Annotated in this window: 23 protein-coding genes; 11 read left to right on the top strand and 12 right to left on the bottom strand. The window is 69.5% G+C overall.

Annotation, left to right across the window (positions count from 1 at the left end):
• Positions 1-16: 16 nt before the first annotated feature.
• The gene (gene dnaN / locus AB0K52_RS19590; protein WP_208497730.1) at positions 17-1,165 is read right to left on the bottom strand and encodes a DNA polymerase III subunit beta; all 1,149 of its coding nucleotides are present in this window, start codon (positions 1,163-1,165) and stop codon (positions 17-19) included.
• 392 nt (positions 1,166-1,557) lie between these two features.
• Positions 1,558-3,369: a chromosomal replication initiator protein DnaA gene (dnaA, locus tag AB0K52_RS19585; RefSeq protein ID WP_363534144.1), complete on the bottom strand. Its 1,812-nt coding sequence runs from the start codon at positions 3,367-3,369 to the stop codon at positions 1,558-1,560.
• A gap of 599 nt (positions 3,370-3,968) precedes the next feature.
• Here dnaA and rpmH point away from each other — a divergent pair.
• The 8 genes from rpmH to AB0K52_RS19545 all read left to right on the top strand — a co-directional run bounded on the left by rpmH (position 3,969) and on the right by AB0K52_RS19545 (position 9,886).
• Entirely contained in the window at positions 3,969-4,106 is a 138-nt protein-coding gene (gene rpmH / locus AB0K52_RS19580; RefSeq protein ID WP_091053947.1) for a 50S ribosomal protein L34, read from the top strand.
• A 57-nt stretch (positions 4,107-4,163) separates the two neighbouring features.
• Complete coding sequence (gene rnpA, locus AB0K52_RS19575; RefSeq protein WP_363534141.1) at positions 4,164-4,592, top strand: ribonuclease P protein component; 429 nt, start codon at positions 4,164-4,166, stop codon at positions 4,590-4,592.
• A gap of 74 nt (positions 4,593-4,666) precedes the next feature.
• Positions 4,667-4,921, top strand: coding sequence for a membrane protein insertion efficiency factor YidD (gene yidD / locus AB0K52_RS19570; protein WP_363534297.1), 255 nt, complete (start codon positions 4,667-4,669; stop codon positions 4,919-4,921).
• Complete coding sequence (yidC, locus tag AB0K52_RS19565; RefSeq protein WP_363534138.1) at positions 4,921-6,021, top strand: membrane protein insertase YidC; 1,101 nt, start codon at positions 4,921-4,923, stop codon at positions 6,019-6,021. Before yidD ends, yidC begins: the two co-directional genes overlap by 1 nt.
• 90 nt (positions 6,022-6,111) lie before the next feature.
• Complete coding sequence (locus tag AB0K52_RS19560; RefSeq protein WP_208497734.1) at positions 6,112-6,606, top strand: R3H domain-containing nucleic acid-binding protein; 495 nt, start codon at positions 6,112-6,114, stop codon at positions 6,604-6,606.
• 78 nt (positions 6,607-6,684) lie between these two features.
• The gene (gene rsmG / locus AB0K52_RS19555; RefSeq protein WP_363534134.1) at positions 6,685-7,302 is read left to right on the top strand and encodes a 16S rRNA (guanine(527)-N(7))-methyltransferase RsmG; all 618 of its coding nucleotides are present in this window, start codon (positions 6,685-6,687) and stop codon (positions 7,300-7,302) included.
• Positions 7,303-7,804: 502 nt separating this feature from the next.
• Positions 7,805-8,800 (top strand): ParA family protein, encoded by a 996-nt coding sequence (locus AB0K52_RS19550; protein WP_363534131.1) that lies wholly within the window; start codon positions 7,805-7,807, stop codon positions 8,798-8,800.
• A 3-nt stretch (positions 8,801-8,803) separates the two neighbouring features.
• Positions 8,804-9,886, top strand: a complete 1,083-nt coding sequence (locus AB0K52_RS19545; RefSeq protein WP_363534128.1) for a ParB/RepB/Spo0J family partition protein — start codon at positions 8,804-8,806, stop codon at positions 9,884-9,886.
• Between the two features lie 100 nt (positions 9,887-9,986).
• Here AB0K52_RS19545 and AB0K52_RS19540 read toward each other — a convergent pair whose 3' ends face one another.
• Positions 9,987-10,562, bottom strand: coding sequence for a GNAT family N-acetyltransferase (locus AB0K52_RS19540; protein ID WP_208497738.1), 576 nt, complete (start codon positions 10,560-10,562; stop codon positions 9,987-9,989).
• Positions 10,563-10,896: 334 nt separating this feature from the next.
• Between AB0K52_RS19540 and AB0K52_RS19535 the strand changes: the two genes are divergently transcribed.
• Entirely contained in the window at positions 10,897-11,457 is a 561-nt protein-coding gene (locus tag AB0K52_RS19535; RefSeq protein WP_363534125.1) for a hypothetical protein, read from the top strand.
• Between the two features lie 66 nt (positions 11,458-11,523).
• On the opposite strand, the gene AB0K52_RS19530 is transcribed toward AB0K52_RS19535, so the two are convergent.
• Positions 11,524-12,489, bottom strand: a complete 966-nt coding sequence (locus AB0K52_RS19530) for a D-alanine--D-alanine ligase (protein ID WP_363534122.1) — start codon at positions 12,487-12,489, stop codon at positions 11,524-11,526.
• Entirely contained in the window at positions 12,486-13,733 is a 1,248-nt protein-coding gene (locus AB0K52_RS19525; RefSeq protein WP_363534119.1) for a PLP-dependent aminotransferase family protein, read from the bottom strand. Before AB0K52_RS19525 ends, AB0K52_RS19530 begins: the two co-directional genes overlap by 4 nt.
• A 347-nt stretch (positions 13,734-14,080) precedes the next feature.
• Between AB0K52_RS19525 and AB0K52_RS19520 the strand changes: the two genes are divergently transcribed.
• On the top strand, positions 14,081-14,782 hold the full coding sequence (locus AB0K52_RS19520) for a GNAT family N-acetyltransferase (RefSeq protein ID WP_363534117.1): 702 nt from the start codon (positions 14,081-14,083) through the stop codon (positions 14,780-14,782).
• A gap of 173 nt (positions 14,783-14,955) precedes the next feature.
• On the opposite strand, the gene trxA is transcribed toward AB0K52_RS19520, so the two are convergent.
• The 6 genes from trxA to murJ all read right to left on the bottom strand — a co-directional run bounded on the left by trxA (position 14,956) and on the right by murJ (position 21,475).
• A complete protein-coding gene (gene trxA, locus AB0K52_RS19515; protein WP_205324616.1) occupies positions 14,956-15,273 on the bottom strand; it encodes a thioredoxin in 318 nt (105 codons plus the stop codon).
• Between the two features lie 34 nt (positions 15,274-15,307).
• The gene (gene trxB, locus AB0K52_RS19510) at positions 15,308-16,240 is read right to left on the bottom strand and encodes a thioredoxin-disulfide reductase (RefSeq protein ID WP_363534113.1); all 933 of its coding nucleotides are present in this window, start codon (positions 16,238-16,240) and stop codon (positions 15,308-15,310) included.
• A 191-nt stretch (positions 16,241-16,431) separates the two neighbouring features.
• A complete protein-coding gene (locus AB0K52_RS19505) occupies positions 16,432-17,217 on the bottom strand; it encodes a hypothetical protein (RefSeq protein ID WP_363534110.1) in 786 nt (261 codons plus the stop codon).
• Positions 17,214-17,972, bottom strand: coding sequence for an RNA polymerase sigma factor SigM (gene sigM, locus AB0K52_RS19500; RefSeq protein ID WP_363534107.1), 759 nt, complete (start codon positions 17,970-17,972; stop codon positions 17,214-17,216). The genes AB0K52_RS19505 and sigM overlap by 4 nt, the downstream gene beginning before the upstream one ends.
• A gap of 7 nt (positions 17,973-17,979) precedes the next feature.
• Positions 17,980-19,494: a protein kinase family protein gene (locus AB0K52_RS19495; RefSeq protein ID WP_363534104.1), complete on the bottom strand. Its 1,515-nt coding sequence runs from the start codon at positions 19,492-19,494 to the stop codon at positions 17,980-17,982.
• 145 nt (positions 19,495-19,639) lie between these two features.
• The gene (murJ, locus tag AB0K52_RS19490) at positions 19,640-21,475 is read right to left on the bottom strand and encodes a murein biosynthesis integral membrane protein MurJ (protein WP_363534101.1); all 1,836 of its coding nucleotides are present in this window, start codon (positions 21,473-21,475) and stop codon (positions 19,640-19,642) included.
• 30 nt (positions 21,476-21,505) lie between these two features.
• Here murJ and AB0K52_RS19485 point away from each other — a divergent pair, with 30 nt between their 5' ends.
• A complete protein-coding gene (locus tag AB0K52_RS19485) occupies positions 21,506-22,930 on the top strand; it encodes a CCA tRNA nucleotidyltransferase (protein WP_363534098.1) in 1,425 nt (474 codons plus the stop codon).
• On the opposite strand, the gene AB0K52_RS19480 is transcribed toward AB0K52_RS19485, so the two are convergent.
• Positions 22,821-24,392, bottom strand: coding sequence for a glycosyltransferase 87 family protein (locus AB0K52_RS19480; protein WP_363534095.1), 1,572 nt, complete (start codon positions 24,390-24,392; stop codon positions 22,821-22,823). The two genes, AB0K52_RS19485 and AB0K52_RS19480, sit on opposite strands and share 110 nt — an antisense overlap.
• Positions 24,393-24,454 lie beyond the last annotated feature (62 nt).

Here is a 24,454-nt window from a genome sequence, read left to right as displayed (position 1 = left end):
TCACGTCGTTGTGCGGTCAGGCGTCCCAACGCAATGGTTGCAGCATGTACAGGTACGCGTCGTGGTTTGTGTCGGACTCCTCATCTTCGGGCGCGGGCTGCCCGGTCATCACGACGGGCTTCCCCAGCTCGTTCATCTTGAACGCGGTGTAGGGGGCGTCCACAGCGGACAGGCCGTCGAGCAGGTAGGTCGGGTTGAACGCGATCTTCCCGGCGTCGCCCTCGAGGGTGCAGTCCATCGCCTCGGATGCCTTCGCGTCCTCGGCGCCGCCGGCCTCGACCACGAGGCCGTCCTCGTCGAAGGAGAGGCGGATCGGGGAGTTGCGGTCGCCGACGAGCGCGACGCGCCGCGCGACCTCGATGAGCTCGGAGGTCTTGACCCGCAGGGTGGTGGCGTACGAGGTGGCGAGGAGGCTGCGCAGGGGCGGCAGCTGGCCGTCCAGGACGCGCGAGGTGGTCTGGCGGCCGCCGGCGATGAAACCGATCATGCCCGGGGCGCCCTCGGTGCCGGTGGGCACGGCGATGGTCACGGGGCCGGAGAAGGACCCGAAGGTGCGGGCGGTGTCGGCGAGGGCCTTGGCGGGCACGAGGACCGTCACCGAGACGCTGGAGTCGCCCGGCTCCCAGGAGGAGTCGCGGATGGCCATGCGGTACCGGTCGGTGGCGAGCATGCCGATGCCGCCGCCGCTCATCTCGACCTGGACGCCGGTCATCGTCGGCAGGGTCTCGTCCTTGCCGGCGGCGACGGCGGTCTGGGCGACGGCCTTCGCGAACTCGTCGGCGTCGATGGTGCCGATGGCTTCCGGCATCTGGGGAAGGCTGGGGTAGTCCTCGAGCGGCATGGTCGGCAGGGTGAATCGCGCCGAGCCGCAGGTGAGTTCGGCGTGGGGGCCGTCGACGACGAAGTCGACGGGCTTGTTCGGGAGGGCCTTCACGATCTCGGCGAGCAGCTTGCCGGAGACCAGGGCGGTGCCGGCGGACTCGCCGGTGACGTCGACGGTGACGCGGGTGGAGATCTCGTAGTCGAAACCGGAGATCGTCAGCTTGCCCTCGTCCACGGACAGGCGGGCGCCGGCGAGGACGGGCACCGACGGGCGGGCCGGGAGGCTCTTGGCGGTCCACGAGACCGCGTCGGCGAAGGTGTCTCGGTCAACTTGGAACTTCATGGTTCGCTCCTTGGTGCTGAAGCTCGGTTGTTCACAGCGCTATTACTAATGAACTCTCTATAGATATAACTGTCGTCGTAGTCGTCGGTGCTGTGGAAACTGTGGAAAACCCGCCTTTTCGCAGGTCTTCCCGGGTTCAGGGCTGTGGACGACATGTGCATAACCTGTGGATGAATCAGGAGCTTATCCACAGCCCCCGACAATCGCCGAGTTTTCCACATCTCATCCACAGGTCTGTCCACAGCTTTTCCACAGGTTATGCACAGGGTTACCCACAGGAGAATCGCGAATCGAAATCGCAGTCCCGCGTGTTTTCCACACTCCGTCCACAGGCTTTCCACAGAAATGCGGGGTTATCCACAGCTTTTCCACAGAGTTGTCCACAGGCCCGCTCATTCGTCGGTGTGTTTCAAACGGTTCGTCAATTCGGCGATCTGCGTGTACAGCGCCCGGCGCTCCGCCATCTGCTTGCGGATCTTCTTGTTCGCGTGCATGACGGTGGTGTGGTCGCGGCCGCCGAACGCCTGGCCGATGCGCGGCAGCGACAGGTCGGTGAGCTCCCGGCACAGGTACATCGCGACCTGGCGGGCGTTCACGAGCGCCCGCGAGCGGGAGTTGCCCTTGAGGTCGGCGGCCTGCACGCCGAAGTAGTCGGCGGTGGCCTGCATGACCTGCTCGACCGTGACCTCGGTGTTCTTGCCGCTCTCGGGGATGATGTCGTGCAGGACCTCCTCGGCGAGGCCGAGGTCCACCGGCTTGCGGTTGAGGCTGGCGTACGCGGTGACGCGGATGAGCGCGCCCTCGAGCTCGCGGATCGAGTGGTGGATCTGCGTGGCGATGAACTCGACCGCGTCCGTGGGGATGTTGAGGTCGTCCTGCACCGCCTTCTTGCGCAGGATCGCGATCCTCGTCTCCAGGTCCGGCGGCTGGATGTCCGCGAGCAGGCCCCACTCGAAGCGGGTGCGCAGCCGGTCCTCGAGGGTCTGCAGCTGCTTCGGCGAGCGGTCGGAGGAGATCACCAGCTGCTTGTTGGCGTTGTGGAGCGCGTTGAAGGTGTGGAAGAACTCCTCCTGCGTGCGCTCGCGGTCCATGAGGAACTGGATGTCGTCGATGAGGAGGATGTCGACGTCCCGGTAGCGGCGCTGGAACGCCTGCTGCCGCCGGTCGGAGAGCGAGTTGATGAAGTCGTTCGTGAACTCCTCGGTGGTCACGTACCGCACCGAGTGGGCGGTGCCCAGGTCGTGCGCGTAGTGGCCCACCGCGTGGAGCAGGTGGGTCTTGCCCAGCCCGGAGCCGCCGTAGAGGAACAGCGGGTTGTAGGCCTTCGCGGGCGCCTCGGCCACGGCGAACGCCGCCGCGTGCGCGAAGCGGTTCGAGGAGCCGATGACGAAGGTGTCGAAGTTGTAGCGCGGGTTGAGCCGGCCCACCCCGTCGACCGCCTTCACCGGCGCGGTGTCCTTGTGCGCCTTCGTGACCCCGCCGCGGCGGGCCGGGTCCGGATCGTCCGACGGCGGGGGAGCGACCGGGGGCATCGCCCCGTGGTCCTTGCCGCCCTGGCGCGCGGCCGACTCCGAGAGGACCCGCTCCAGCTCCTCACCGGGCGGTTCGGGCGTGCGCTCCTCCCAGCGGTGCTCGGCCTCGGCCGGGCGCACCGGCTGGTGCGGGATCGCGGCGGTCCGATCGGCCGGCTCAGGGGTCTCGGGGAGGCCGATCACGTCAGTGGTGTCGAACAGGCTCGGCGGGTTCTGCGCCTGCATCGGTTTGCGCGGCGCGGGCGGCTCGACCGGCTCTTCTCCGCGCGGTTCGACCGCGGGCGGCTGCACGACCGGGGACTTGTCGAACGACGGCCGCTCGAAGATGATCGTGGCGTCCGCGGCCGCAGACCCGTTCGCGGGCTCCTCGGGGGCGGGCGGCTCCTCGCTCGCGGGCTCGACCTGCTTCTCCTGCAAGGTGACCGCGATCTGCGTGGGCTGGCCCAGGTGCCGGGAGAGGGCCTCGCTGATCGGGACGCGCAGCTTCGACTCGAAGGCCGAGCGGGCGAACTTGTCGGGGGCGGCGACGATGAACGTGCCGGGCATCGACAGCACCGGCTGCGAGAGCCGCATCCAGGCCGACTGCTGGCGGGTGAGCGCCGACGCGTCAGCCAGCTCGGCGGACACCGCCGACCAGACTGCCGACAGATCTTGGTCGGTCACCTTCGCCATCCCTCGCTTCTGCATGTCCATGAACGGGCCGTTTCGCGAAGTTCAGAGGCCGCACCAGGTAGGCTCCGATACAGGCGATCCGCACCGCCGCACCCGGTTATCCCCAGTGCGCTCCAGCAAGTTTTCCACAGGTTATCCACAGGCCTTCAGCTGGCCTGTGCACATGCGCGCCTTGTGACAATGTTTCCTGAATCACGGTCATGACCAGCGTTTTCTTGTGAACCTCGCGACGATGCCGTTCAGGTGGCAGCGAAGTCGTCCACGATCGGGGCGAAGTTATCCACAGGCAGCTCGCAGCGGTCGCGGCGCTCCTGCACAGGCCCGGATCGTCCGCGTGCGGGGCCTGTGGACATGAACGGCGGCCGCGGCCCGGCACGGGTCCGCGAGGGGCCACCCGCGGTGGCGACGGCCCGGACGCGGCGAGTAACATGAGCGAGTTGCCCTGTCGAATCAGAGGGGCATGCCACACCCGCCGCGCGCGGCGCGGGCCGCACATGAATGCCCTGCTAGGCTGTTCTCCGCGTCCCCGTAGCCCCGAACCGGGGCTGGGCCCGAGGCCCGGCGCAGCAGCAACTTATTCGTAATGGGAGACATCCGTCGTGAGCAAGCGCACCTACCAGCCGAACAACCGCCGTCGCAAGCGCACCCACGGCTTCCGGCTGCGCATGCGGACCCGTGCCGGCCGCGCCATCGTCAACGCGCGCCGCAACAAGGGTCGCAAGCAGCTGACCGTCTGAGCGCTTGCCTCCCGGTCCCTTGCAGCCTCTAGGGGCCTCGACGAGGACGTGATCCAAGTGCTTCCAGCCGACGCGCGCATTCGCAGCAGCCGGGACTTCGGTTCGGCGCTCAAGCGAGGCCGCCGCGCCGCCCGCGGCGGCGTCGTCGTGCATTGGGCACCTGCGACCGCCTCAAGCGAAGACATTGCGGCCCAGCCGCCGACACCGCCCGCCGCCGATGCGAACCGCACGGCGCGGGCGGGTTTTGTCGTGTCCAAAGCCGTCGGCAACGCCGTCAAGCGCAACAAGGTGAAGCGCCGCCTCCGGCACGCCGTCGCCGCCGAACTGCCGCACTGGCCCCCCGGGACCGACGTCGTCGTCCGCGCCACCCCGCGCGCAGCCGAACGCGACTTCGCCCAGCTGCAGCGGGACCTCGCCGAGGCCGTCCAGGCGGCCCGCACCGGCAAGGGCGGCCGCCGCCCCGACGAGCGCCGGAGCGCGCCATGACGCACGCCGCGGCCGAGACCGCCCCGCTCTCGGCCGAGACCCCTTCGCGCACCGGCGGAAGCGTCGTGGTGCGAGTGGTCGCGGCCCCCGTCATCGCGTACCGTCGGTGGATAAGCCCCGCGCTACCCGCCCGCTGCCGCTTCTACCCCAGTTGCAGCGCATATACCCTTGAGGCGCTGTCCGAGCACGGAGCCGTACGTGGCATATGGTTGAGCCTGCGACGGCTGGGCCGGTGCCACCCCTTTCATCCGGGGGGTCATGACCCCGTACCCCCACGGCATGACCGCGATTTGCATTCGAAGACTGAGCAGACTGGAGTCCGCAAGTGATGGAGTGGGCCTACGACGGCGTGTCCTGGGTACTGCTGCGATGGCATGACCTCTGGACGAAGGTCTTCGGCAGCGACAACGGCTTCCTGGCCACCGACTGGGCCTGGGTCCTCGCCATCGTCGGCGTCGTCATCACCCTGCGCATCATCCTCTTCCCGCTCTTCGTGAAGCAGATCCAGTCGCAGCGCGCGATGCAGAAGCTCGCCCCCGAGATCAAGGCGCTCCAGGAGCGCTACAAGGGCGACCGGGAAACGCTCCAGAAAGAGATGATGGAGCTGTACCGGAAGGAGAAGGCGAACCCGCTCATGGGCTGCCTTCCCATCCTCATCCAGATGCCGGTCTTCCTGGCGCTGTTCCACATCCTGCGCCGCCCCGACCCCGGCCAGGAGAAGAACACCACCCTGTACGGCTGGACCGGCATCGACGCGGGCCCGCTCTCGGACTGGAACTCCTACGTCCACGCCAAGCTGTTCGGCGCCCCCTTCTGGAGCACCTTCCTCACCCCGGGCGACCAGCTCGCGGACGTGGACGCCTCGGCGCTGACGGTCAAGCTCGTGGCCGGCATCCTGGGCGCCACGATGATCCTCACGACCTTCCTGACCACGCGTCAGATGATCCTGAAGACCGGCTGGAACGAGGACCCGAACCAGCGGATGATCCAGAAGGTGATGCTGTACGGCATCCCCGTCATCATGATCTTCTCCGCCGGCGCCTTCCCGATCGGCGTGGTCATCTACTGGACCGTGAACAACCTGTTCTCGCTCGGTCAGCAGCAGTACGTGCTGCACAAGTACCCGCCGCCCGCGCAGAACGCGGCGACCAAGCCGCCGAAGCCCGGCTCGAAGGCCCACGAGCAGATGCTCCAGGAGCAGCGCGAGGCCGAGCAGCGCCGCAAGGAGCTCGCCCCGAAGCCGGGCGCGAAGCCGAAGCAGGCCCCGAAGAAGCCGGCGGCGACCACGAACGCGAACGGCTCCGACTCCTCGACCGGCGAGGTCAAGGGCGGGCCCGGTTCGGGCAAGAACCTCTCACGGGCGGAGCGCATCGCACGGGCCAAGAAGGTCAGCGGCGCGCAGCAGGCCTCCAAGAAGAAAAAAGGCTAGGGGGACGGTCCGCGGACGCGCAGTCGCCGCAGGATCAGCCACAATGGTGCAAACTAGGCTTATAACTAGCGATAGGACGAGTTGGCAATTATGGGAGCAACGGTGCGGGAGGACGAGGTGGCCTCCGAAGACGACCTGTTTGAGCAGAGCGAAGTGGCGGCCGACTACATGGAAGGCCTCCTGGACATCCTCGACCTCGACGGGGACATCGACGAACTGGTGGTCGGCGACCGTCCTCAGGTCGAGATCGTCGGTGAAGACCTCGGCGGCCTCGTCGGCCCCAAGGGCCAGACCCTCGAGGCGCTGCAGGAGCTCTGCCGCCTCGCGGTGTACCGCAAGACCGGCGACCACTCGCGCCTGATGCTCGACATCGGGGGCTACCGCGCCGGGCGTCGCAAGAAGCTCGCGGAGCTGGCCGAGAAGACCGCGCAGAAGGTCATCGACAGCGGCGAAGTGGTGAAGCTGGACCCGATGAGCGCCTTCGAGCGCAAGTGCGTCCACGACGTCATCAACGCCACGGACGGCGTCCAGAGCGAGTCGGAGGGCGCCGAGCCGCGCCGCCGGGTCGTCGTGAAGCCGGAGTAGGAACAAGCGCATATGACTGAGGAGCCGACGGGCTCCGAATCCGCCGAGGCCAATGTTTCACGTGAAACATTGGCCTCTGTGTTCGGAGCAGACGACGACCGCATCGCCCTGGCCGAGGCCTATGTCGGCCTCTTGTCGACCATCGGGATCGAGCGTGGTCTCATCGGGCCGCGCGAGGTGCCGCGGCTGTGGGGCCGGCACGTGCTGGGCAGTGCCGTGGTCGAGGAACTCATCCCCGAGAAGGCCGACGTGATCGACGTCGGCTCCGGCGGGGGACTGCCGGGCATCCCGCTCGCCATCGCGCGCCCGGACCTGTGGGTCACCCTCGTGGAGCCGATGCAGCGCCGCGTGGACTTCCTGACCGAGGTGATCGAGGCGCTCGGCGTGAGCAACGTCGAGGTGCTGCGCGCCCGCGCCAACGAGGTCGACCCGAAGGGTCAGGCCGATGTGGTGGTCTCGCGGGCGGTCGCGCCGCTCGCGAAGCTCGTCGGCTGGTGCCTGCCCCTCGCCCGGGTGGGCGGTTCGATGCTGGCGATCAAGGGTCAGGGCGCTTCGCTCGAGGTCACCGAGAGCGCGGGGCTCATCAAGCGCGCGGGCGGCGGCAAGGCCGCGATCCTCACCTGCGGCGAGTCCAAACTCTCGGACCCCGACTTCACCGTCCCCGCAACGGTAGTGAAGATCGAGCGGGTGCGCTGACCAAGGCCCCCAACGACCTCAGGCCTGACACACTCGAATTACCCTGTACTGCAACGGATGCCGCGATGAGACGCTCATCGCGGCATCCGTCGTTGTGGCTTCTACGCTTTGCGCTCGGCGGACTGCGTTGCGTTCGGATAGTGTATGGCTCGTAAGCTTCTCCGAGCAGGGTCATGTTTCACGTGAAACATCCGGCCCGTAGTCTGTGGCGGTGAACGTGCGCGACCCCCTTCCCTCTCCTTCTGAAGACCATGAAGATCGTGAGCACCAGAACTCCCTCGGCGGCGATACCCCTGCCGAACGGCGCATCAGGAACCTCCTCGACGCCGCGGTGAGCGAGGAGGCGCCCCCGACTCGGCGCCACCGCTATCGAGAAACTTCACCGGCGCCGGGTGGCGCAGCCCCGGGCTTCGGCCAAGTTGGGTCAGAATCGGTGACGATGGAGTCCAGTGCGAACGGCGGCACGTCGCCCGCAGGACGGACTGACAACGGGGGGGACGGGATGCGGAGATCCACATCGCAGCGAGGCCGGCATCTGGCACCGGAAGCAGCGGCGAAGACGAAGACCGAGGCGCCGGTGCCGCACCAACCCGAACCGCCCCTTGACGACGACCTGCCGCTCGCGCGCGAGGCGCAGCGGGCCGTGCGGGTGCTCAACCCTTCGGGCAGCGTGACGATGCCGCGGCCGCCGCGCCGCCGCGTCTTCGCCGTCGCCAACCAGAAGGGCGGCGTCGGCAAGACCACCAGCACCGTGAACCTCGCGGTCGCCTTGGCGCTGCACGGGAACCGCGTGATGATCATCGACCTCGACCCGCAGGGGAACGCCTCCACCGGGCTCGGCGTCGAGCACGGGGCGGGCACGCCGAGCGTGTACGAGGCGGTCGTCGAAGGCATGCCGCTCGACGAGATCGCGGTGCCCGTCGACGGCATCCCCTCGCTCTACTGCGTCCCGGCCACCATCGACCTCGCCGGCGCCGAAGTCGAACTCGTCAACGTGGTCGCCCGCGAAGGCCGGCTCGAGAAGAGCATCGACACCTTCAGCAGCGAACTCGACTACATCTTCATCGACTGCCCGCCGTCCCTCGGCCTGCTCACGGTGAACGCGCTCGTGGCCGCCGAGGAGGTGCTGATCCCGATCCAGTGCGAGTACTACGCGCTCGAAGGCCTCGGCCAGCTCCTGCGGAACATCGAGCTCATCAAGGCGCACCTGAACGCGCGCCTGCGGGTCTCCACGATCCTGCTCACCATGTACGACAAGCGGACCAAGCTCGCCGACCAGGTGGAGCAGGAGGTGCGCGGTCACTTCAGCGAGATCGTGCTCGACGCGGTCGTGCCGCGCAGCGTGCGCGTCTCTGAGGCTCCCGGGTACGGGCAGTCGATCATGACGTACGACCCCGGCTCGCGGGGTGCGACGAGCTATTTCGAAGCGGCCGAGGAGATCGCGCGCCGCGGCGCGAAGCTCTCCCGACGCGGCAAGAACCAGAAGGGCGGGAACTAGTCGATGGCTGCGGCGAAACGCGGAGGGCTCGGTCGCGGGCTGGGGGCGCTCATCCCGACTGGTCTGGCCGAGACCACGACGACCACGGTTGCGAATGGCACTGAGGAGCCGGAAGCGGCTCCCGCTCCGGTCGCGACGCCCCGGCAGGCGGCTCCGAAGAAGCGCGATGTTTCACGTGAAACAGCGACTCCCGCCGAGGCCGATGTTTCACGTGAAACATCGGACGGGCCGGATCTCGTGCCGGTGCCCGGCGCGAGTTTCCAGCTGATCCCGATCACGGACATCGGCACGAACCCGAAGCAACCCCGTCAGATCTTCGACGACGAACACCTCGCCGAACTCCAGACCTCCCTCACCGAGGTCGGGATGCTCCAGCCGATCGCGGTGCGCGAGCGGACTCCGGACGAGCCGCGCGAGGACGGCGCCCGGTTCGAACTCGTCATGGGGGAGCGGCGGCTCCGCGCCGCGACGGCCCTCGGCTGGGACGCGGTCCCGGCGATCGTGCGCCGCACCGCCGACGAGGAACTGCTCCGCGAGGCGCTGCTCGAGAACATCCACCGCGTGCAGCTGAACCCGCTCGAAGAGGGCGCGGCGTATCAGCAACTCCTCGAAGAGTTCAATGTGACGCAGGAGGAGCTGGCCAAGAAGATCGGGCGCAGCCGCCCGACGATCGCCAACATGATCCGTCTCCTCAGCCTCCCGCCGACCGTCCAGACGAAGGTCGCCGCGGGCGTCCTCACCGCCGGGCACGCGCGGGCCCTCCTCGGCCTCGACAGCCCGGACTCGCAGGAGCACATCGCCGAGCGGATCATCAGCGAGGGCCTGTCGGTGCGAAGCACCGAGGAACTCGTGACGGCGAATCGCTTGGAGGAGAAGCCGGAGCTCGACGAGCCCCGCAGCGCCTCCGCGCGCAACGCGAAGGACCGCATCAAGGCGCCCGGTCTCGAGGAGTTGAAGGAGCGCCTGTCGGATCATTTCGAGACGCAGGTGGCGATCTCCTGGGGCCGCAAGAAGGGCAAGATCACGATCGAGTTCGGCTCGCTCGCCGACCTCGACCGAATCGTCGAGCAGATCGGCGTCGAGTAGGAGCAAGCGCCAAGGCGCTCGAAGACAGAAAACCGGGGCGATGTTTCACGTGAAACATCGCCCCGGTTTCTTGGTATCCGTTGCTCTGCTAGTGCCTTGGCTAGGAGAGCTCCCGCCACATGATGATGTCGTCCCGGTAGTCGTCGTCCGCCATGCGCACGGCGCGCGGCAGCCGGCCGACTTCACTGAATCCGTGCCGCCGGTAGAAGGCGTCGGCACCGGTGCCCGAGCGGACCTTGAGGGTCAGCGCGCCGAGCTTGAGTTCTTCGCGAGCGACTTGGTCGACTGCCGCCAGGAGCTTGCCGCCGAGACCGCCGCCTTGCTTGGCGGGGTCGACCTGGACGTGGCGGATGGTCCGCCAGCCCTGCCGCGGCGGGCTGTCGTTTGATGTGAGAACACACCAAGCGACAATGGCGGCTCCTTCCTTTAGAGCGACCAGCGTGTCAGTCCGGTCGATCACTCGCGCGAGAATGGAAACGGTGTGAGGGCGAACCTCTTCGATGTTGACCGGCGGGACGAACCCGACGGAACCGCCGGCGTTCGTCACTCTCACCCAGAGATGGCTGAGTTCGTCAACGAGCGCGGCAGTCACAGGCGGGTCCACGAGCACGGCGATGTCGCCGCCCGAAACGGGCGACGCCTCCGGCGTGGAGCTGTCAGTAACTGTTGCTTGCACGCCTTCCAGCTTGCCCTACGGACCGGCCTTGCCGACAGTCCCTTCCCGCCATATGGGCGCACGTCACTATCGGCCCCGAAACTCGCCATCTGGCGATGATCGCCCTGTTCGCGCAGTAGATGTCAGTCCACTATCGGGTGTCGATCCTGCGCCGCGCCGCGTAACCTCGTGGAAATCTGCCAAAAGGTCGATTCCGGCTGTTTCCAGTCTCGCATCCATGCGGTATTTTTCGATAGTGGCATCTGCGAGTACCCCCGGCCCGAATTCCCCGACCGACCTGAACCAGAGCCGACAGCACCCGACTCCGCCTACAAATAGCGTGCCTACAAATAGCGTGCCTGCAAACAGCGTGCGTGTGAACGGCGTGCGCCCGACCCTGCCGCCCTTCGTCGACTGGCCCGCTTTTCCGTTCGAAGGCGACCTGCGCATCAAGCCCCTGCAGGAGCCTGTGGACGCTGAACCCCCGCGCCGCGGCGACCGCCAGGAGCAGTGCGCGGCCTGCCACACTCCCGACTCCGCCTACCTCTGGTCCAATGAGCGGTGGCGGCTCAAGAGCCCTCCTGCGCCCAGCGGGCTGCCCGTGGTGGTGATCCTGGAGCCGCGTGCGCACCTCGACCTCGGCGACCTCTCGACGATGCACGCGGCGGAGCTCGGGGTGCTGACGGTGCGGCTGGAGCGGGCCATCCGCTCCCTCGAATCCGTCGCGCAGGTCCACGTGAACCGCTGGGGGGACGGCACCGCGCATCTGCAGCAGTGGTTCCTGGCCCGCCCGCACGGCTACCTCCAACTGCGAGGGCCGTTCATGACGATGTGGGACGAGATACTGCCGCCGGTCGAAGAGCACGAGTGGCAGATGAACCTGGAGTACATCGCCGCCTGGCTCGCCGACGACTGACCGACGCAAAGACCAAGGGCGTCAATGTTTCACGTGAAACATCGACGCCCTCGGTCTTTGCTCGGTTCAGGAACGGGCGATCGCCCGGCGCACCATCGTCGCCAGCGTCTCGCCGAAGTCGAGGCCGGCCGCCTCGATCGCCATGGGCAGCAGCGAGGTCTCGGTGGTGCCGGGGGCGACGTTCGCCTCGAGCACCTGGATGCCGCCCGCGTCGTCCACGATCATGTCGATGCGGGACATGTCGCCGAGGCCGAGGGTCCGGTGGACCTGGATCGCCAGCTCGGCCACGCGGGAGGCGACCGGCTCGCTCATCGCGGCCGGCACGGTCCACCGCGTGGCGCCCGGGTTGTAGCGGGCGGCGTAGTCGTAGTCGCCGTGCAGCGGCGCGATCTCCACCGGCGGCAGCGCCGTCGGGCCGTCGCCGAGGTCGACCACGCCGACCGCGATGTCCCGGCCGTCGATGAACGTCTCGATGAGCGCCTCGTCGCTGTACGAGAAGCAGCCCATCATCGCCGACGGGAAGTCGTCCTCCTTGTGCACCGCGTGCACGCCGAGACCGGAGCCGCCCGAGTTGGGCTTGACGACCAGCGGCAGGCCCATCTTCGCGGCGATCCGGTCCAGGAGCTTGCGCGCGCCGAAGTCCGAGAACGCCTGGCGCGGCATGACGGTCCAGTCGGGTGTCGGAATACCGGCCGTGCGGAGCAGGTCCTTGGCCGTGATCTTGTTCCAGGCGCGCCGCGCGCCGACCGAGCCGGTGCCCACGATCGGGATGTCCGAGAGCTCCAGCACCGCCTGCAGCGAGCCGTCCTCGCCGGGGGAGCCATGCACGAGCGGCAGCACCACGTCCGGCGGGAACTCCTGCAGCGCGGGCAGCAGCTCGCCGTCCAGGTCGCGCACGTCGCACGCCATGCCCTGGCGCTGCAGGGCGTCGGCGGCCCGGCGGCCCGACTTCAGCGAGACCTCGTGCTCGTAGGACATGCCTCCGGCGAGGATGAGGACCCGGATGTCCGAGGCTGCGGCGCGCTCCTTCATGCGGCGCCTCCCGCGAACGTGTCGCGCAGGTCGATGTCGCCGGCGACCACGCCCGCCAGGCGGCGCACGCCCTCGCGGATGGTCTCGGAGGTCTGGGTCGAGAAGTTCAAGCGCATCTCCCTGCGGCCGTTGCCGTCAGCGTAGAAACCGGTGCCCGGGACGTAGGCGACGCGCTCCTGCAGCGCGCGCGGCAGCATCGCCTTCGAGTCGAGCCCTTCGGGCAGCGTGGCCCAGATGAACAGGCCGCCGCCCGGGACCGTCCAGGTCATGCCCTCGGGCATGTAGTCGCCGAGCGCGCCGAGCAGCGCGTCGCGCCGGTCCCGGTAGAGCGTGTTGAAGACCTTCACCTGCTGGCGCCACTCCATCTCGGTGAGGAAGCGGAGCGTGGCCTCCTGGGTGAGCCCGGACGGGCACAGGATCGACGCCTCGATCGCCAGGAGCAGCTTGTCGCGCACCGCAGGCGGGGCGAGGACCCAGCCGAGGCGCAGGCCCGCGGCGAAGATCTTGGAGACCGTGCCGAGGTAGATGACGCCGCGCTCGGCGCGGGCGCGCAGCGGCGCGGGCGGGGCGCCCTCGAAGCTGATCATCGAGTACGGGTCGTCCTCGATGACGAGGAGGCCGTGCCGCTCCGCGATCGCCAGGATCTCCTCGCGGCGCTCCTCGGTGAGGGTGACGCCGGCCGGGTTCTGGTAGGTCGGGATCGTGTACAGGAACTTCGCGCGGCGGCCCTCGCGCTCGAGCGCGGCGAGGCCCTCTTCGAGGCCGGCGGGGATGAGCCCGTCGTCGTCCATCGGGAGGTGCCGGACGTCGGCCTGCGCGGCCTGGAAGGCCCCGAGCGCGCCGACGTAGGTGGGACCCTCGGCGAGCACGATGTCGCCGGGGTCGAGGAAGGTGCGGGCGAGCAGGTCGAGGCCCTGCTGCGCGCCGGTGGTGAGGACGAGGTCGTCCGCCGAGGCGCGGATGCCCGAGAGCTCCAGGACCCCGCACAGCGCTTCGCGGAGCGCGATGCTGCCCTGGCCGGGGCAGTAGCCGAGCGCTTCGGCGCCGACCTGGGAGAGGAGGCGGGTGAACATCTCGCCGAGCTCGTCCATGGGGAGCGCGGCGGTGTAGGGGTTCCCTCCGGCGAGGGAGACGACCTCGGGTCGCGATGCGACCGAGAACAGTGCGCGGATCTCCGACTGTGCCATCCCGTGAACCCGGGATGCGTAGCGACCGGTGTAATCGTCGAGTGTTGTACCGGACACGCGGAGACCTCCTCTGATGGTCCTCGTCGCCCGCGCTCCGTGGTCGCGGGTCGGTGCGGCGGCGTCGTCCAGAGGCTGTCGTCCAGATGCTGTGCTCATGAGCGCAGGTCGTGAACGGCGCAGCTCGCGCGGGATCTCGTATGGACACGTCCGGCCGCCGTTCGCGGTTGACCCGCCGGGCCGAACGGTCTGAAAACCGTGTTCCGACCAGACTACGCCGGAGCCGCGGGAGCCGCTCGCAAGCTTCGCGGCACGTGACGTGCGATCGGACCACTCTACTAGCACGAGGAGCGAAGGCCCCGCGTGTTTTCCGTCATGTGGACGCCTGCTCGACGTAGGCTGGACGGGTGCATCGGCGCATGGTGAACCTCACACTCGACTCCCTGGAAGACCTTCCGGGGAGTTGCCGCGCCTGCGTGTTCTGGGAGCTCTCGCCCCTGTGCGCGGAGGCGGCCCGCGACGTGGGCGAGCCCGCCCTCGAGAAGGAGGCGTGGCTGTCGCACACGCTGCTGGAGTGGGGCGGCTGCGGCCGGATCGCCTACGAGGGCGAGGAAGTGGCCGGGTACGTCACCTACGCGTCGCCGAAGTTCGTGCCGCGCTCGATGGAGTTCCCCTCGGGTCCGGTCTCACCGGACGCGGCGCTCCTGATGACCGCCTACGTGAACCCGAACTACGCGGGCACGGGGCTGGGCCGGCAGCTGGTGCAGACGGTCGCGGCCGATGTGGCGCGGCGGGGGATCTACGCGATCGAGACGTTCGGCGACGCCCGCGGCGAGACGCGCGCGTGCCTGGTGCCGGCGGACTTCTACCGCTCGGTGGGGTTCAAGACGGTCCGCCAGGACCCGCGCTACCCGCGGCTGCGCCTCGAGCTCCGCACCGCGCTCGACCGGAGCGTGGAGGCGGAGGAGGCGTCGGTCTTTGACGACTCGGTGGAGTGGTTCAAACTCGACGACCTCGAACTCGAGCAGTTCCTCGGCGAGCCCACGACCGGCGGCCACTCCCGCATCGACCGTCCCGGCCAGCAGCGCGGCGGCGAGCTTTTCGACTGAGCTCCAACGCGATCTCGAGTGACCACAAAGATGAAACGGGATATTCCCGATTTGTCCCGCCGGGGGACCCCTTGTTTTAAACCTAACGCTCGGGTACGACAGAAATCGGGGGACAGAACCGCAGTTCCGTCCCCCGATCGCTGAAAAACGCTCGTGTCTTGAAGCGGTGCAGCCTACTGGCCGAGGAACTTGCGGATCGCGGCCTTGGGCTGGGCTCCGATGAGCTGCTGGGCGGGCTTGCCGTCCTTGAACAGGATCATCGTGGGGACGCTCATGACCTGGTACTCGCGGGTGATCTCGGGGTTCGCGTCCGTGTCGAGCTTGCGGATCACGAAGTCGTCGGTCTCCGCGGCGAGCTCTTCGAGCACCGGGGCGACCTTCTTGCACGGCCCGCACCACTCGGCCCAGAAGTCGACGAGCACGGGCTTGTCGGACTCCAGCACCTCGGCCTGGAACTCGGCCTGGCCGTTAACTGCTTTGATGGCGCCCATGGGCATCCTCCTGTGTGTCGATGAGAGCGGTGGGTCAATCGGAGAGCGAGGCGATGTAGCGCTCGGCGTCGAGCGCGGCCGCGCAGCCGGTGCCGGCCGCGGTGACCGCCTGCTGGTAGGTGTGGTCGACCAGGTCGCCGGCGGCGAACACGCCTTCGAGGTTCGTGCGGGTCGACGGCGAGGCCACCTTCACGTAGCCGGACTCGTCGAGCTCGACCTGGCCCTTGAACAGCTCCGAGCGCGGGTCGTGGCCGATCGCGATGAACAGGCCCGTCGCGGGCAGCTCGCGCGTCTCGCCGGTCACGGTGTCGACCAGCTCGACGCTCGAGACCTTGCCGTCGGTGCCGTTGATCTCCTTGACCGCGGAGTTCCAGGCGACCTCGATCTTCGGGTTCGCCAGGGCGCGCTCGGCCATGACCTTGGAGGCGCGGAACTCGTCGCGGCGGTGCACGATGGTGACCTTCGAGGCGAACTTGGTGAGGAACGTGGCCTCCTCCATCGCCGTGTCGCCGCCGCCGACCACCGCGATGTGCTGGTCGCGGAAGAAGAAGCCGTCGCAGGTGGCGCACGCGGAGACACCGCGTCCCATGAGCTCGTTCTCGCCCGGCACGTTGAGCGGGCGGAACGCCGAGCCGGTCGCGAGGATCACGGCCTTGGCCTGGTACTCGTCGTCGCCGACCCAGACCTTCTTGATCTCCCCGGCCAGGTCGACGCGGGTCACGTCGTCCGAGACGAGCTCGGCGCCGAAGCGCTCGGCCTGCTTGCGCCACTGGTCCATGAGCTCGGGGCCCATGATGCCTTCGGGGAACCCGGGGTAGTTCTCGACCTCGGTGGTCTGCATCAGCGCGCCGCCGAACTGGAAGCCCTCGAACACGAGCGGCTTCATGTTGGCGCGGGCGGTGTACAGCGCGGCGGTGTAGCCGGCGGGGCCCGAGCCGATGATGATGACGTCGCGGATTTCGCTCACCGGGTTCGCTCCTGAGATGGTTCGGCGCTCCAGGGACGGCTCCCTGAACTGACTGCTTCAACGCCATCTTATTGACCCGAAATTCCGGCTCCGGGGGCTGTGGCGGGCTTGTGACAGGCGAATATCCCGATCGTGGGCAACCTCACCCCTCCGCCCGCCGCGAACAGGGCCGAATCAGGGGCTGGCCGCGGTCAGGGCTGCTCGGCGAGCGGCTCGATCACGCCGTCGGCGCACGCCGGGGTGAGGGCCACGGCCATGTCGCCGTCGGCGCCGACCATGAGCGCCATGATCGCGGGCTCGGAATCGTAGCGGGCGAAGTCGACCGCCACGAGCAGGGCCTGGTACTGCGCGGTGATCGCCGCTTCGCAGTCACGCCAGAAGTCGCCGCCCGCCGCCAGATCAGCCAGTTCGGGCGGGACCTCACCGGATGCGCTGTCCGCGCCGAGCTCGCGCAGGACCGCGACGAGGTCGGTGTCCGCGCCGTAGTCGCTGCCGGTGGCGAAGGTCGCGATCTCCATGAGGCCGCCGGTGGTCTCCGGCTCCTCCCCGGACTCGTCCTGGGTGTCCGCCCCGTCCTCGGGGGAGGCCTCGGTCGCGCCGGGCGCGCCCTCTTCGTGGTCGCGCTCGTTCTCGCTGTCGGCGAGGACCTCGGCCGTGTCGCCGGCGCCTTCGCTCCCGCCGGTCGTCAGCTGGATCGCGGTCGCGACACCGCCGACGGTGACCAGCACGGCCGCGGCCGCGCTCAGGATCGCGTACCGCACCCGCTTGGGGCGCAGGCGCTCCGCCCACCGCTCGGTCCAGGAGCCGAACGCGCCGCCGCGCTCGCCCGCGTGCAGCGTGTCGGCCGGGGGCAGCGAGTCGAGGACGCGGTCGAGGCGGTCCCCGACCTCCTCGGGAAGGTCGCCGTAGCCGTGAGAGGCCTGCCACAGGACGCGGCTGACCTCGGCTTCGGCGTCGTTCGGACGCTGCTGGCTCATCGGCTCCCCTCCCCTCTGCGTTCAGGAGCGCTGTGTCGTTCAGGAGCACTGTCAAGCGTGCCGTTGCGGACCCCTGCACCTGGTTCGACGCCCGGCTGGACCGGAGGGTTCCCCGCTCCGGCCCCGGCGCCGCCGACCGGCGGCGTGTCCTCGCGCACCAATTGGTCCACGGCGGGGTCGAACTCGGGCAGCAGCGCGGCGATGCGCTTGCGCGCCCGCGACGCCCGCGACTTCACGGTCCCGGGCCGCACCTTGAGGATCGCGGCCACCTCTTCGACCGGGTAGCCGAGCATGTCGACGTAGACGAGCACCGCCCGCTGGTCGAACGGCAGCTCGGCGAGCGCCCGGTGCACGCTCAACCGCATCGCCGCCTGCTGCGGGTCCGCCGAAGCGTCCGCGGCCGGCAGGGCGAGCGCGTCGTCGTCCGCGAGCGGCACCGTCGGCCGCCGCCCTGAAGCGCGGATGCGGTCGAGGCAGGCGTTCACGACGATCCGGTGCAGCCACGTCGTCACCGCCGAGCCGCCCCGGAAGCCCCCGGCGCCCTGGTAGGCCTTGATCATCGCGTCCTGCACCGCCTCGGCGGCGTCCTCCGGGTCGCCGAGCGTGCGCACCGCGACGGCCCACAGCCGCCCGCGGTGGCGCCGGAACAGCTCCCCGAACGCCTCCCGCTCGCCGCCCGCATGGCGGCGCAGCAGCTCGGCGTCGGTCGCGTCGTCCAGCCCGCCTGCGGGGCCGGGCGGGAGAGGGGCGGGCATGGCGGGTCTACCGCGCGAAGACGTTGATGTCGCTGATGGTGAGCTTGTACCCGTCGGAGACCTGCGGCAGCTCGGTCACCCACACGACGATGAAGCGGGTCGCCTCGCCGCCGGTCTTCAGCTCGATGTTCGTGTCCGCGTCCTCGACCTGCTCGGCCAGGACCGAGAAGCCGTCCACGATCGCCTGGTCGCCCTCGCTCGAGTCGCCCGGGTCCTCGGCCCCGCCGAGCAGGCCCACGGTCGCCCCGGCGCTGGTCATCTGGACCCGCACCGACGAGACCTCGCGGGCCTCGCCGAGGTCGATGAGGATGCCCATGCCGGGCTTCAGGTTCCCGAAGTTCGGGTCGCCGCGGTAGGTGTTGGTGGTCCAGCCGGTCGAGGCGTTGTCGTCGATGACGTTCTCGACGCCCTCGTTCTGGTTCCGGTCGCCTTCCGGCGGGTCGACCACGCGCACCGAGTCGGCGGTGAGCGCGACCTCGGTCGGCGCGACGCTCTCGGTGCTCTCGCCCTCGGTGTCGGACGGCTCGGCCCCGGTGTCCTCGCCGGTGACCTGGTCCTCGGCCCCGGCCGGGTCCTCGCCGCCGCCGAAGACGACGGCGCTGGTGACCACGCCCGCGAAGATGACCGCGGCGATGACGGCCGCGACGACCGCGAGGCGCTTCATGCCCGCGGGAGGCGAGTCGGCGGCGGCGCCGCCCGAGCGGCGGCCGAAGCTGATCGCGCCGAGGACGCTCGTCGGCGCCGACTCGGTGGCGGCGGCGGCCGGCCCGGCCCCGCCGGTCTCGGCGAGGCGGCGCAGGTCGACCGCGAGCTCGGCCGCCGACGGCGGCGTCTGCGTGTGGTCGAGCAGGTCCGCGGTGAGCTTGGAGAGCGCGGCGGGCAGGCCCGGGACGACCTTGTCCGCGTCGAGGACGCGGCCCCATTCGTCGGTCGCGGCGTCGGCGAGCCCGGTGTTCTCGGCGGGCACGACGCGTGGCCAGGTGCCGGTCAGGCAGGCGTAGAGGGTCGCACCGAGCGCGCGCACGTCTTCGACCTGCGTGTTCCCGGGCTCGTTGCGCGGCTCGGTGACCATGACGCGGTCGTCCTCGGAGAGGAGGATCGTGCCCGGGTGCAGGTCGGCGTGGGTGACGCCCCCTTCGTGGAGGGCGGCGACCGCGTCGGCGACCGAGGCGACCAGTTCGAGCGCGTGCGCGGGGTCGAGGTGCTGCTGCTCGAGCACGCCGCGCAGCGACGAGCCGTTGACCCATTCGCGCACGACGTAGGCGAAGCGCCCTTCGTCGACCGCGTCGTACACGTCGACCATCGAGTCCACATGGGCGCGCGAGGCGGCGACGGCGGCGGTCATGGTGGGGGCGGCGTCCTCGCCGCCGGGGGAGCGGAGCACGACCGCTACGGAGCGGTGCAGCAGGACGTCGACGCCCCGCCACAGCTGGCGGTAGCCGTTCGCGCCTCCGACGTGCTCTTCGAGGCGGTACCGTTCGGCGAGCAGGTCGCCCACGGACGGCACTTCGGCGGTGGTCATGATGCGGGGTCCTCCCCTCTCAATGCGACGACCCCGCGAGGGGGCCCCGGCCGGCGGCCTTCGCTTAGTGGGCCGGTTCGGTCATGTTGCGGTCCAAGTGGCTCTGCGGGATCCGGCCAGAGTGCACGTATGGATCGTACTTGCCTCATCGTCGCAGCTTTGCGCGCACCGTTGCCTGGAGCGACGCCGTTTCAGTGACGCGCAATACCAGACAGGCCGCGAAGTACACGCCGAGCAGGACGATCCCGAGCACGATCGAGGCGGCGAACTGCCCCAGTTTCGCCATGCCGCCCTCTGCCGGCAGGTCCGGCCACAGCAGCCACCCGCCGTACGCGACCGCGCCCGCGACCGCGGCCGCCGTCGTGGTGCGCACCAGGCCGCTCATCGTCTTGCGCATCCCGAGTAGGCCGATCCGCTTGCGCAGCAAGCCCATCGAGAGCAGGAGGCTGACGAGGTACGAGACGCCGTTGGCGGCGAAGAGGCCCACCACGACCCACTGGGCGGGCAGGAACGCGAACGCGAGCAGGTACCCGCCGATGCGGATCGCGATCACCGGGAAGTTGAACACCGCCACGGTGCGCGTGTCCGTCTGCGCGTAGAAGGCGTAGATCTGCAGCTGGCTGATCGAGAACGGCAGCAGCACGATCCCGGCCATGAGCAGCACCTGCCCGGTCGCGACCGCCTGCTCGGGCTCGTAGGCGCCCCACTGGAAGATCATCAGCGCGATCGGCTCGTGCAGCGCGATGAACGCCGCCGCGATCGGCACCAGCAGGAACGAGGCGAGCCGGATGCCGTTCGAGAGGTGGTCGGCCAGCTCGGGCCAGCGCCGGTCGTCCGCGGCGCGGGTCATGCGGGGCATGAGCGCGGTGATGACCGAGACCGCGACGATGCCGTGCGCCATCATCATCATCAGGTACGCGTTGTTGTAGACCGTGACACCGGGCACGAACGGCCCGTCATCGGTCTGGCCCTCGACCGCGAGGTTGGCGACCTTGATGACGGCCATGACCGCGATCTGGTTGGCGACCACGAACAGCAGGGTCCACGCGGCGAGGCGGCGGATGTCGGCGAGCGGGAGCCCCTTGAAGTCGAACCGCAGCCGCCAGTGGAACCCGGCCCGGCGCAGGGCGGGAGCGAGGCACAGCACCTGGATGACGACGCCGAGCGTGGTGCCCGCGCCGAGCAGCAGGATCATGCCGTTCGTCACCTGGTCGGCGCTGTTGAAGATGTCGCCGTTCGCGTCCGGCACGGCGTCGCGGGTGTAGACGACGTAGAAGACCGCGCCGACGGTGATGACCACCAGGTTGTTGATGATCGGCACCCACATGGGGGCGCCGAAGTGCTCGCGGGAGTTGAGGACGCCGGAGAGGATCGCGAACAGCCCGTACAGGAGCAGGGCCGGGAGCATGTAGTAGGAGAACTCGGTGACGAGGTCGCGCTGGGCCGGGTTCGCCATGAACAGGGAGATGAGGGGCGCGCAGAGGGTGACGATGAGCGCGGCGCCGCCGAGGACGAGGGCGGCGAGGGTGAGGAGGCGCTGGGCGAAGGCGTCGCCGCCGTCGGCGTCGTTCTTGTGGGCCTTGACGAACAGCGGCATGATGATGCTCGCGAACACGCCGCCGAGGACGAGTTCGTAGATCATCTGCGGGAAGTACTGCGCGGTCGTGTACGAGTTGCCGAGGAGTCCGGCGCCGATCGCGGCGGAGATGACGACGGTGCGGCCGAAGCCGGTGACGCGCGAGACGAGGGAGCCCGCGCCCATGAGGAGGCTGGAGCGGACCACGTTCTTGCCCTGCGGGGCCGGCTGCGGCGCGGCGGGCGGGGGGACGGGGTTCCCGATGGGGGCGTAGCCGTTGCCGGTCTGGGGTCCGGGCGGGGGGTACGCGTTCGGAGGGGTTCGGTGGGGGTTGCCCTGGGGGCCTCGGACGGGCCCAGACGGCGAGTGCCCGGGGCCGCCCGGTCTCGCGCTAGGTTCGGCCATACTCGCACTCTCCGCTAAGCTTGCCCGGCGATGTCTGACAACAGTAGCGGTAAGGAAATCACGGTCCCGCCCATAGCCGATGAACTGGGTCGGGTGTTCGCCGACGCCGGGCACGAGCTGCACCTGGTCGGCGGCCCGGTCCGGGACGCGGTGCTGCGCCGGCCCGTGAGCGACCTCGATTTCACGACGGACGCGCGTCCGGAGTCGACGGAGGCGATCCTGCGGGCGCACTGCTCGGCGGTGTGGACCACCGGGGCCGACTTCGGGACGATCGGGGGGATGTTCCGGGGCGAGCAGGTCGAGGTGACCACGTTCCGCGCGGACGCCTACGACCGCGTCAGCCGCAACCCGATCGTGCGGTACGGGGACAGCCTCGTCGGCGACCTTGAGCGCCGCGACTTCACCGTGAACGCCATGGCGGTCTCGCTGCCCGCGCACGACTTCGCCGACCCGTTCGGCGGTCTCGCGGACATCGCGCGCCAGACCATCCGCACTCCCGCGTCCCCCGAGTCGTCCTTCGCCGACGACCCGCTGCGGATGCTCCGCGCCGCGCGCTTCGCCGCGCAGCTTGGCTTCGGCATCGACCCCGAGACCCTGGACGCCATGCGCCGCATGGCGCCTGAACTCGCGCGCATCACCGCCGAGCGGATCAGGGACGAGTTCGTGAAGCTCCTCATGGCCCCCGATCCCGTGGTGGGCCTGCGCATCCTGGTCGACACGGGCCTGGCCGAGCAGTTCCTGCCCGAGCTGCCCGCGCTGCGCATGGAGATCGACGAGCACGCCCAGCACAAGGACGTCTACGAGCACTCGCTCCAGGTGCTGCGCAACGCGATCGCCCTCGAGCAGGGCGGTCCCGACCTGCTGCTGCGCCTCGCCGCGCTCCTCCACGACATCGGCAAGCCCGAGACCAAGGACGTGGTGCCCGGCGGCGGCGTCACCTTCCACCACCACGACGTGGCGGGCGCCCGCTTGGCGCGCAGGCGGATGCGCGAGTTGCGCTTCCCCAAGTCCGACGTGCAGGCCGTCTCGCTTCTCATCAGCCTCCACCTGCGCTTCTACGGCTACGGCGAGGCCGGTTGGACCGATTCGGCGGTGCGCCGCTATGTGACCGACGCCGGTCCGCAGCTCGACCGGCTGCACCTGCTGGTGCGCTCGGACTGCACCACCCGCAACCGCCGCAAGGCCGAGCGGCTGCGCCGCGACTACGACGCGTTCGAGGAGCGCATCGCCCGCATCCGCGCCGAGGAGGACCTCCGCGCGGTGCGCCCCGACCTCGACGGCAACGCGATCATGGAGCTGCTGGGCCTGCCGCCCGGCCCGCTGGTGGGCCGGGCGTGGGCCTATCTCAAGGAGCTTCGGCTGGAGCGGGGTCCGATGTCGCGCGAGGAGGCGGAATCGCAGCTTCGCGCTTGGGCCGCGAGCGAAGGCCTCGCACCGGGTCCAGACGCGGAATAAGGATCTCCTGCACCACCAGGGCGCACATCACGGCGACCATGATCCAGCGCGACCCGGCCGCGGTGAGGAACAGCCACTCGGGGATCCCGCGGCCCTCCTCCTCGGCCGAGACCTGCAGCATCTTGCCGTAGAACGAGAAGAAGTAGAACAGCTCGGCGGCCTGCCAGAGCAGGAACGCCCCCCACTTGGGGCGGGCGAGCACGGCGAGCGGCACCAGCCACAGCACGTACTGCTGCGACCAGACCTTGCCGAAGAGCAGGAACGCGGCGACCACGAGGAAGCACAGCTGCGCGAGGCGCGGGACGACGTCGTCCGCCGAGGCGAGCCGCCCGGCCCCCGGGACCGGCCACGCCAGGCCCCGCTGCACGCGGTCGCGTGCCCCGCCCGCGAAGAACCCGAGGGCGGCGATCCCGAGGCAGGCCACGGCGAAGCACACGAGGTACAGGTCGTTGACGTACTCGGAGTCCCACAGCCGCTCCCAGCCGGTGACGCCGCGCAGGACGTACCAGCCGGTGCCCCAGTCCACGGGGCGTTCGGAGTTGAGTTCGAAGAACCGCATCCACGAGTCCCGCCACAGGTAGGCGACGGGCGCGTTGATGACCGCCCACACGACCGCGGCGGTCGCGGTCGCCTGGAGCGCGGGCAGGAGCTTGCGCTGGCGCAGCGCGAGGACGAGGAGCGGGCCGATGAACAGGAGCGCGTAGAACTTCGCGGCGACGGCGAGGCCGAGGAACAGGCCGGCCATGATCGGGCGGCTGCGCTGCCAGTACAGGAAGAACGGCATCGACAGCGCGATGGCGAACAGGTCCCAGTTCACCGTGGCCGTGACGAGGACTACGGGCGCGGCGGCGAGCATCATCGCGTCCCAGGGCCGTGAGGGCCGGGAGTAGACGAGCGCCGGGTCGGGGTTGGGGCCGGGGAGGTCGGTGCGGCGGTTGTCCTCGCGGATCTTGTGCAGGATCGCGATGGCGGCCGCGCCGCAGATGAACAGCACGATCGCGTTGAGGTGCCAGAAGATCGGGCCGCCGTCGGTGCCGAGGACGTTGCCGAGGCGGTAGGCGATCTGCCCGAGGATGCCCATGAACCAGCCGGTCAGTACCGGGTATTCGACCGGGTGGTCACGGTAGGGGACGAAGCCCTCGTTGAGCCGTTCGGCCCCCCACAGCGCGCGGATGTCGGTGTAGCAGGCCTGGGTGTACTGGGACCAGTCGGTCCAGCCGCCCGCCGCGCACGGGTACTTCTGGAGCCAGTTGATCGCGAACGCGATGAGTCCGGTGAGGAGGATGACTCGGACCGGCGTCCAATAGCGGCGGCTCGGCGGGTCGACGGCGTGGTCGCCGAAGGGGCCGCCGATGAGGCCGGAAGCTATGCGGGCCAAGCGGTCGGTGAGGGTGGGTGCGACCGTGGGACGCGCTGAGGGGCGCTCGGTCGGCGGCGGCTGCTCAATGGAAGACGGCGGCATGGGGCCTATTGTGGCCCATGCCGCCGTCGCCGCGCTATCTGCGGTTCGCCGCGTTAACGCGG

Source organism: Glycomyces sp. NPDC049804 (assembly GCF_040674615.1).
GTDB lineage: Bacteria > Actinomycetota > Actinomycetes > Mycobacteriales > Micromonosporaceae > Glycomyces > Glycomyces niveus.
The sequence above is the reverse complement of the archived record's forward strand: the minus strand, read 5'-3'. Positions and strand labels throughout refer to the sequence as shown.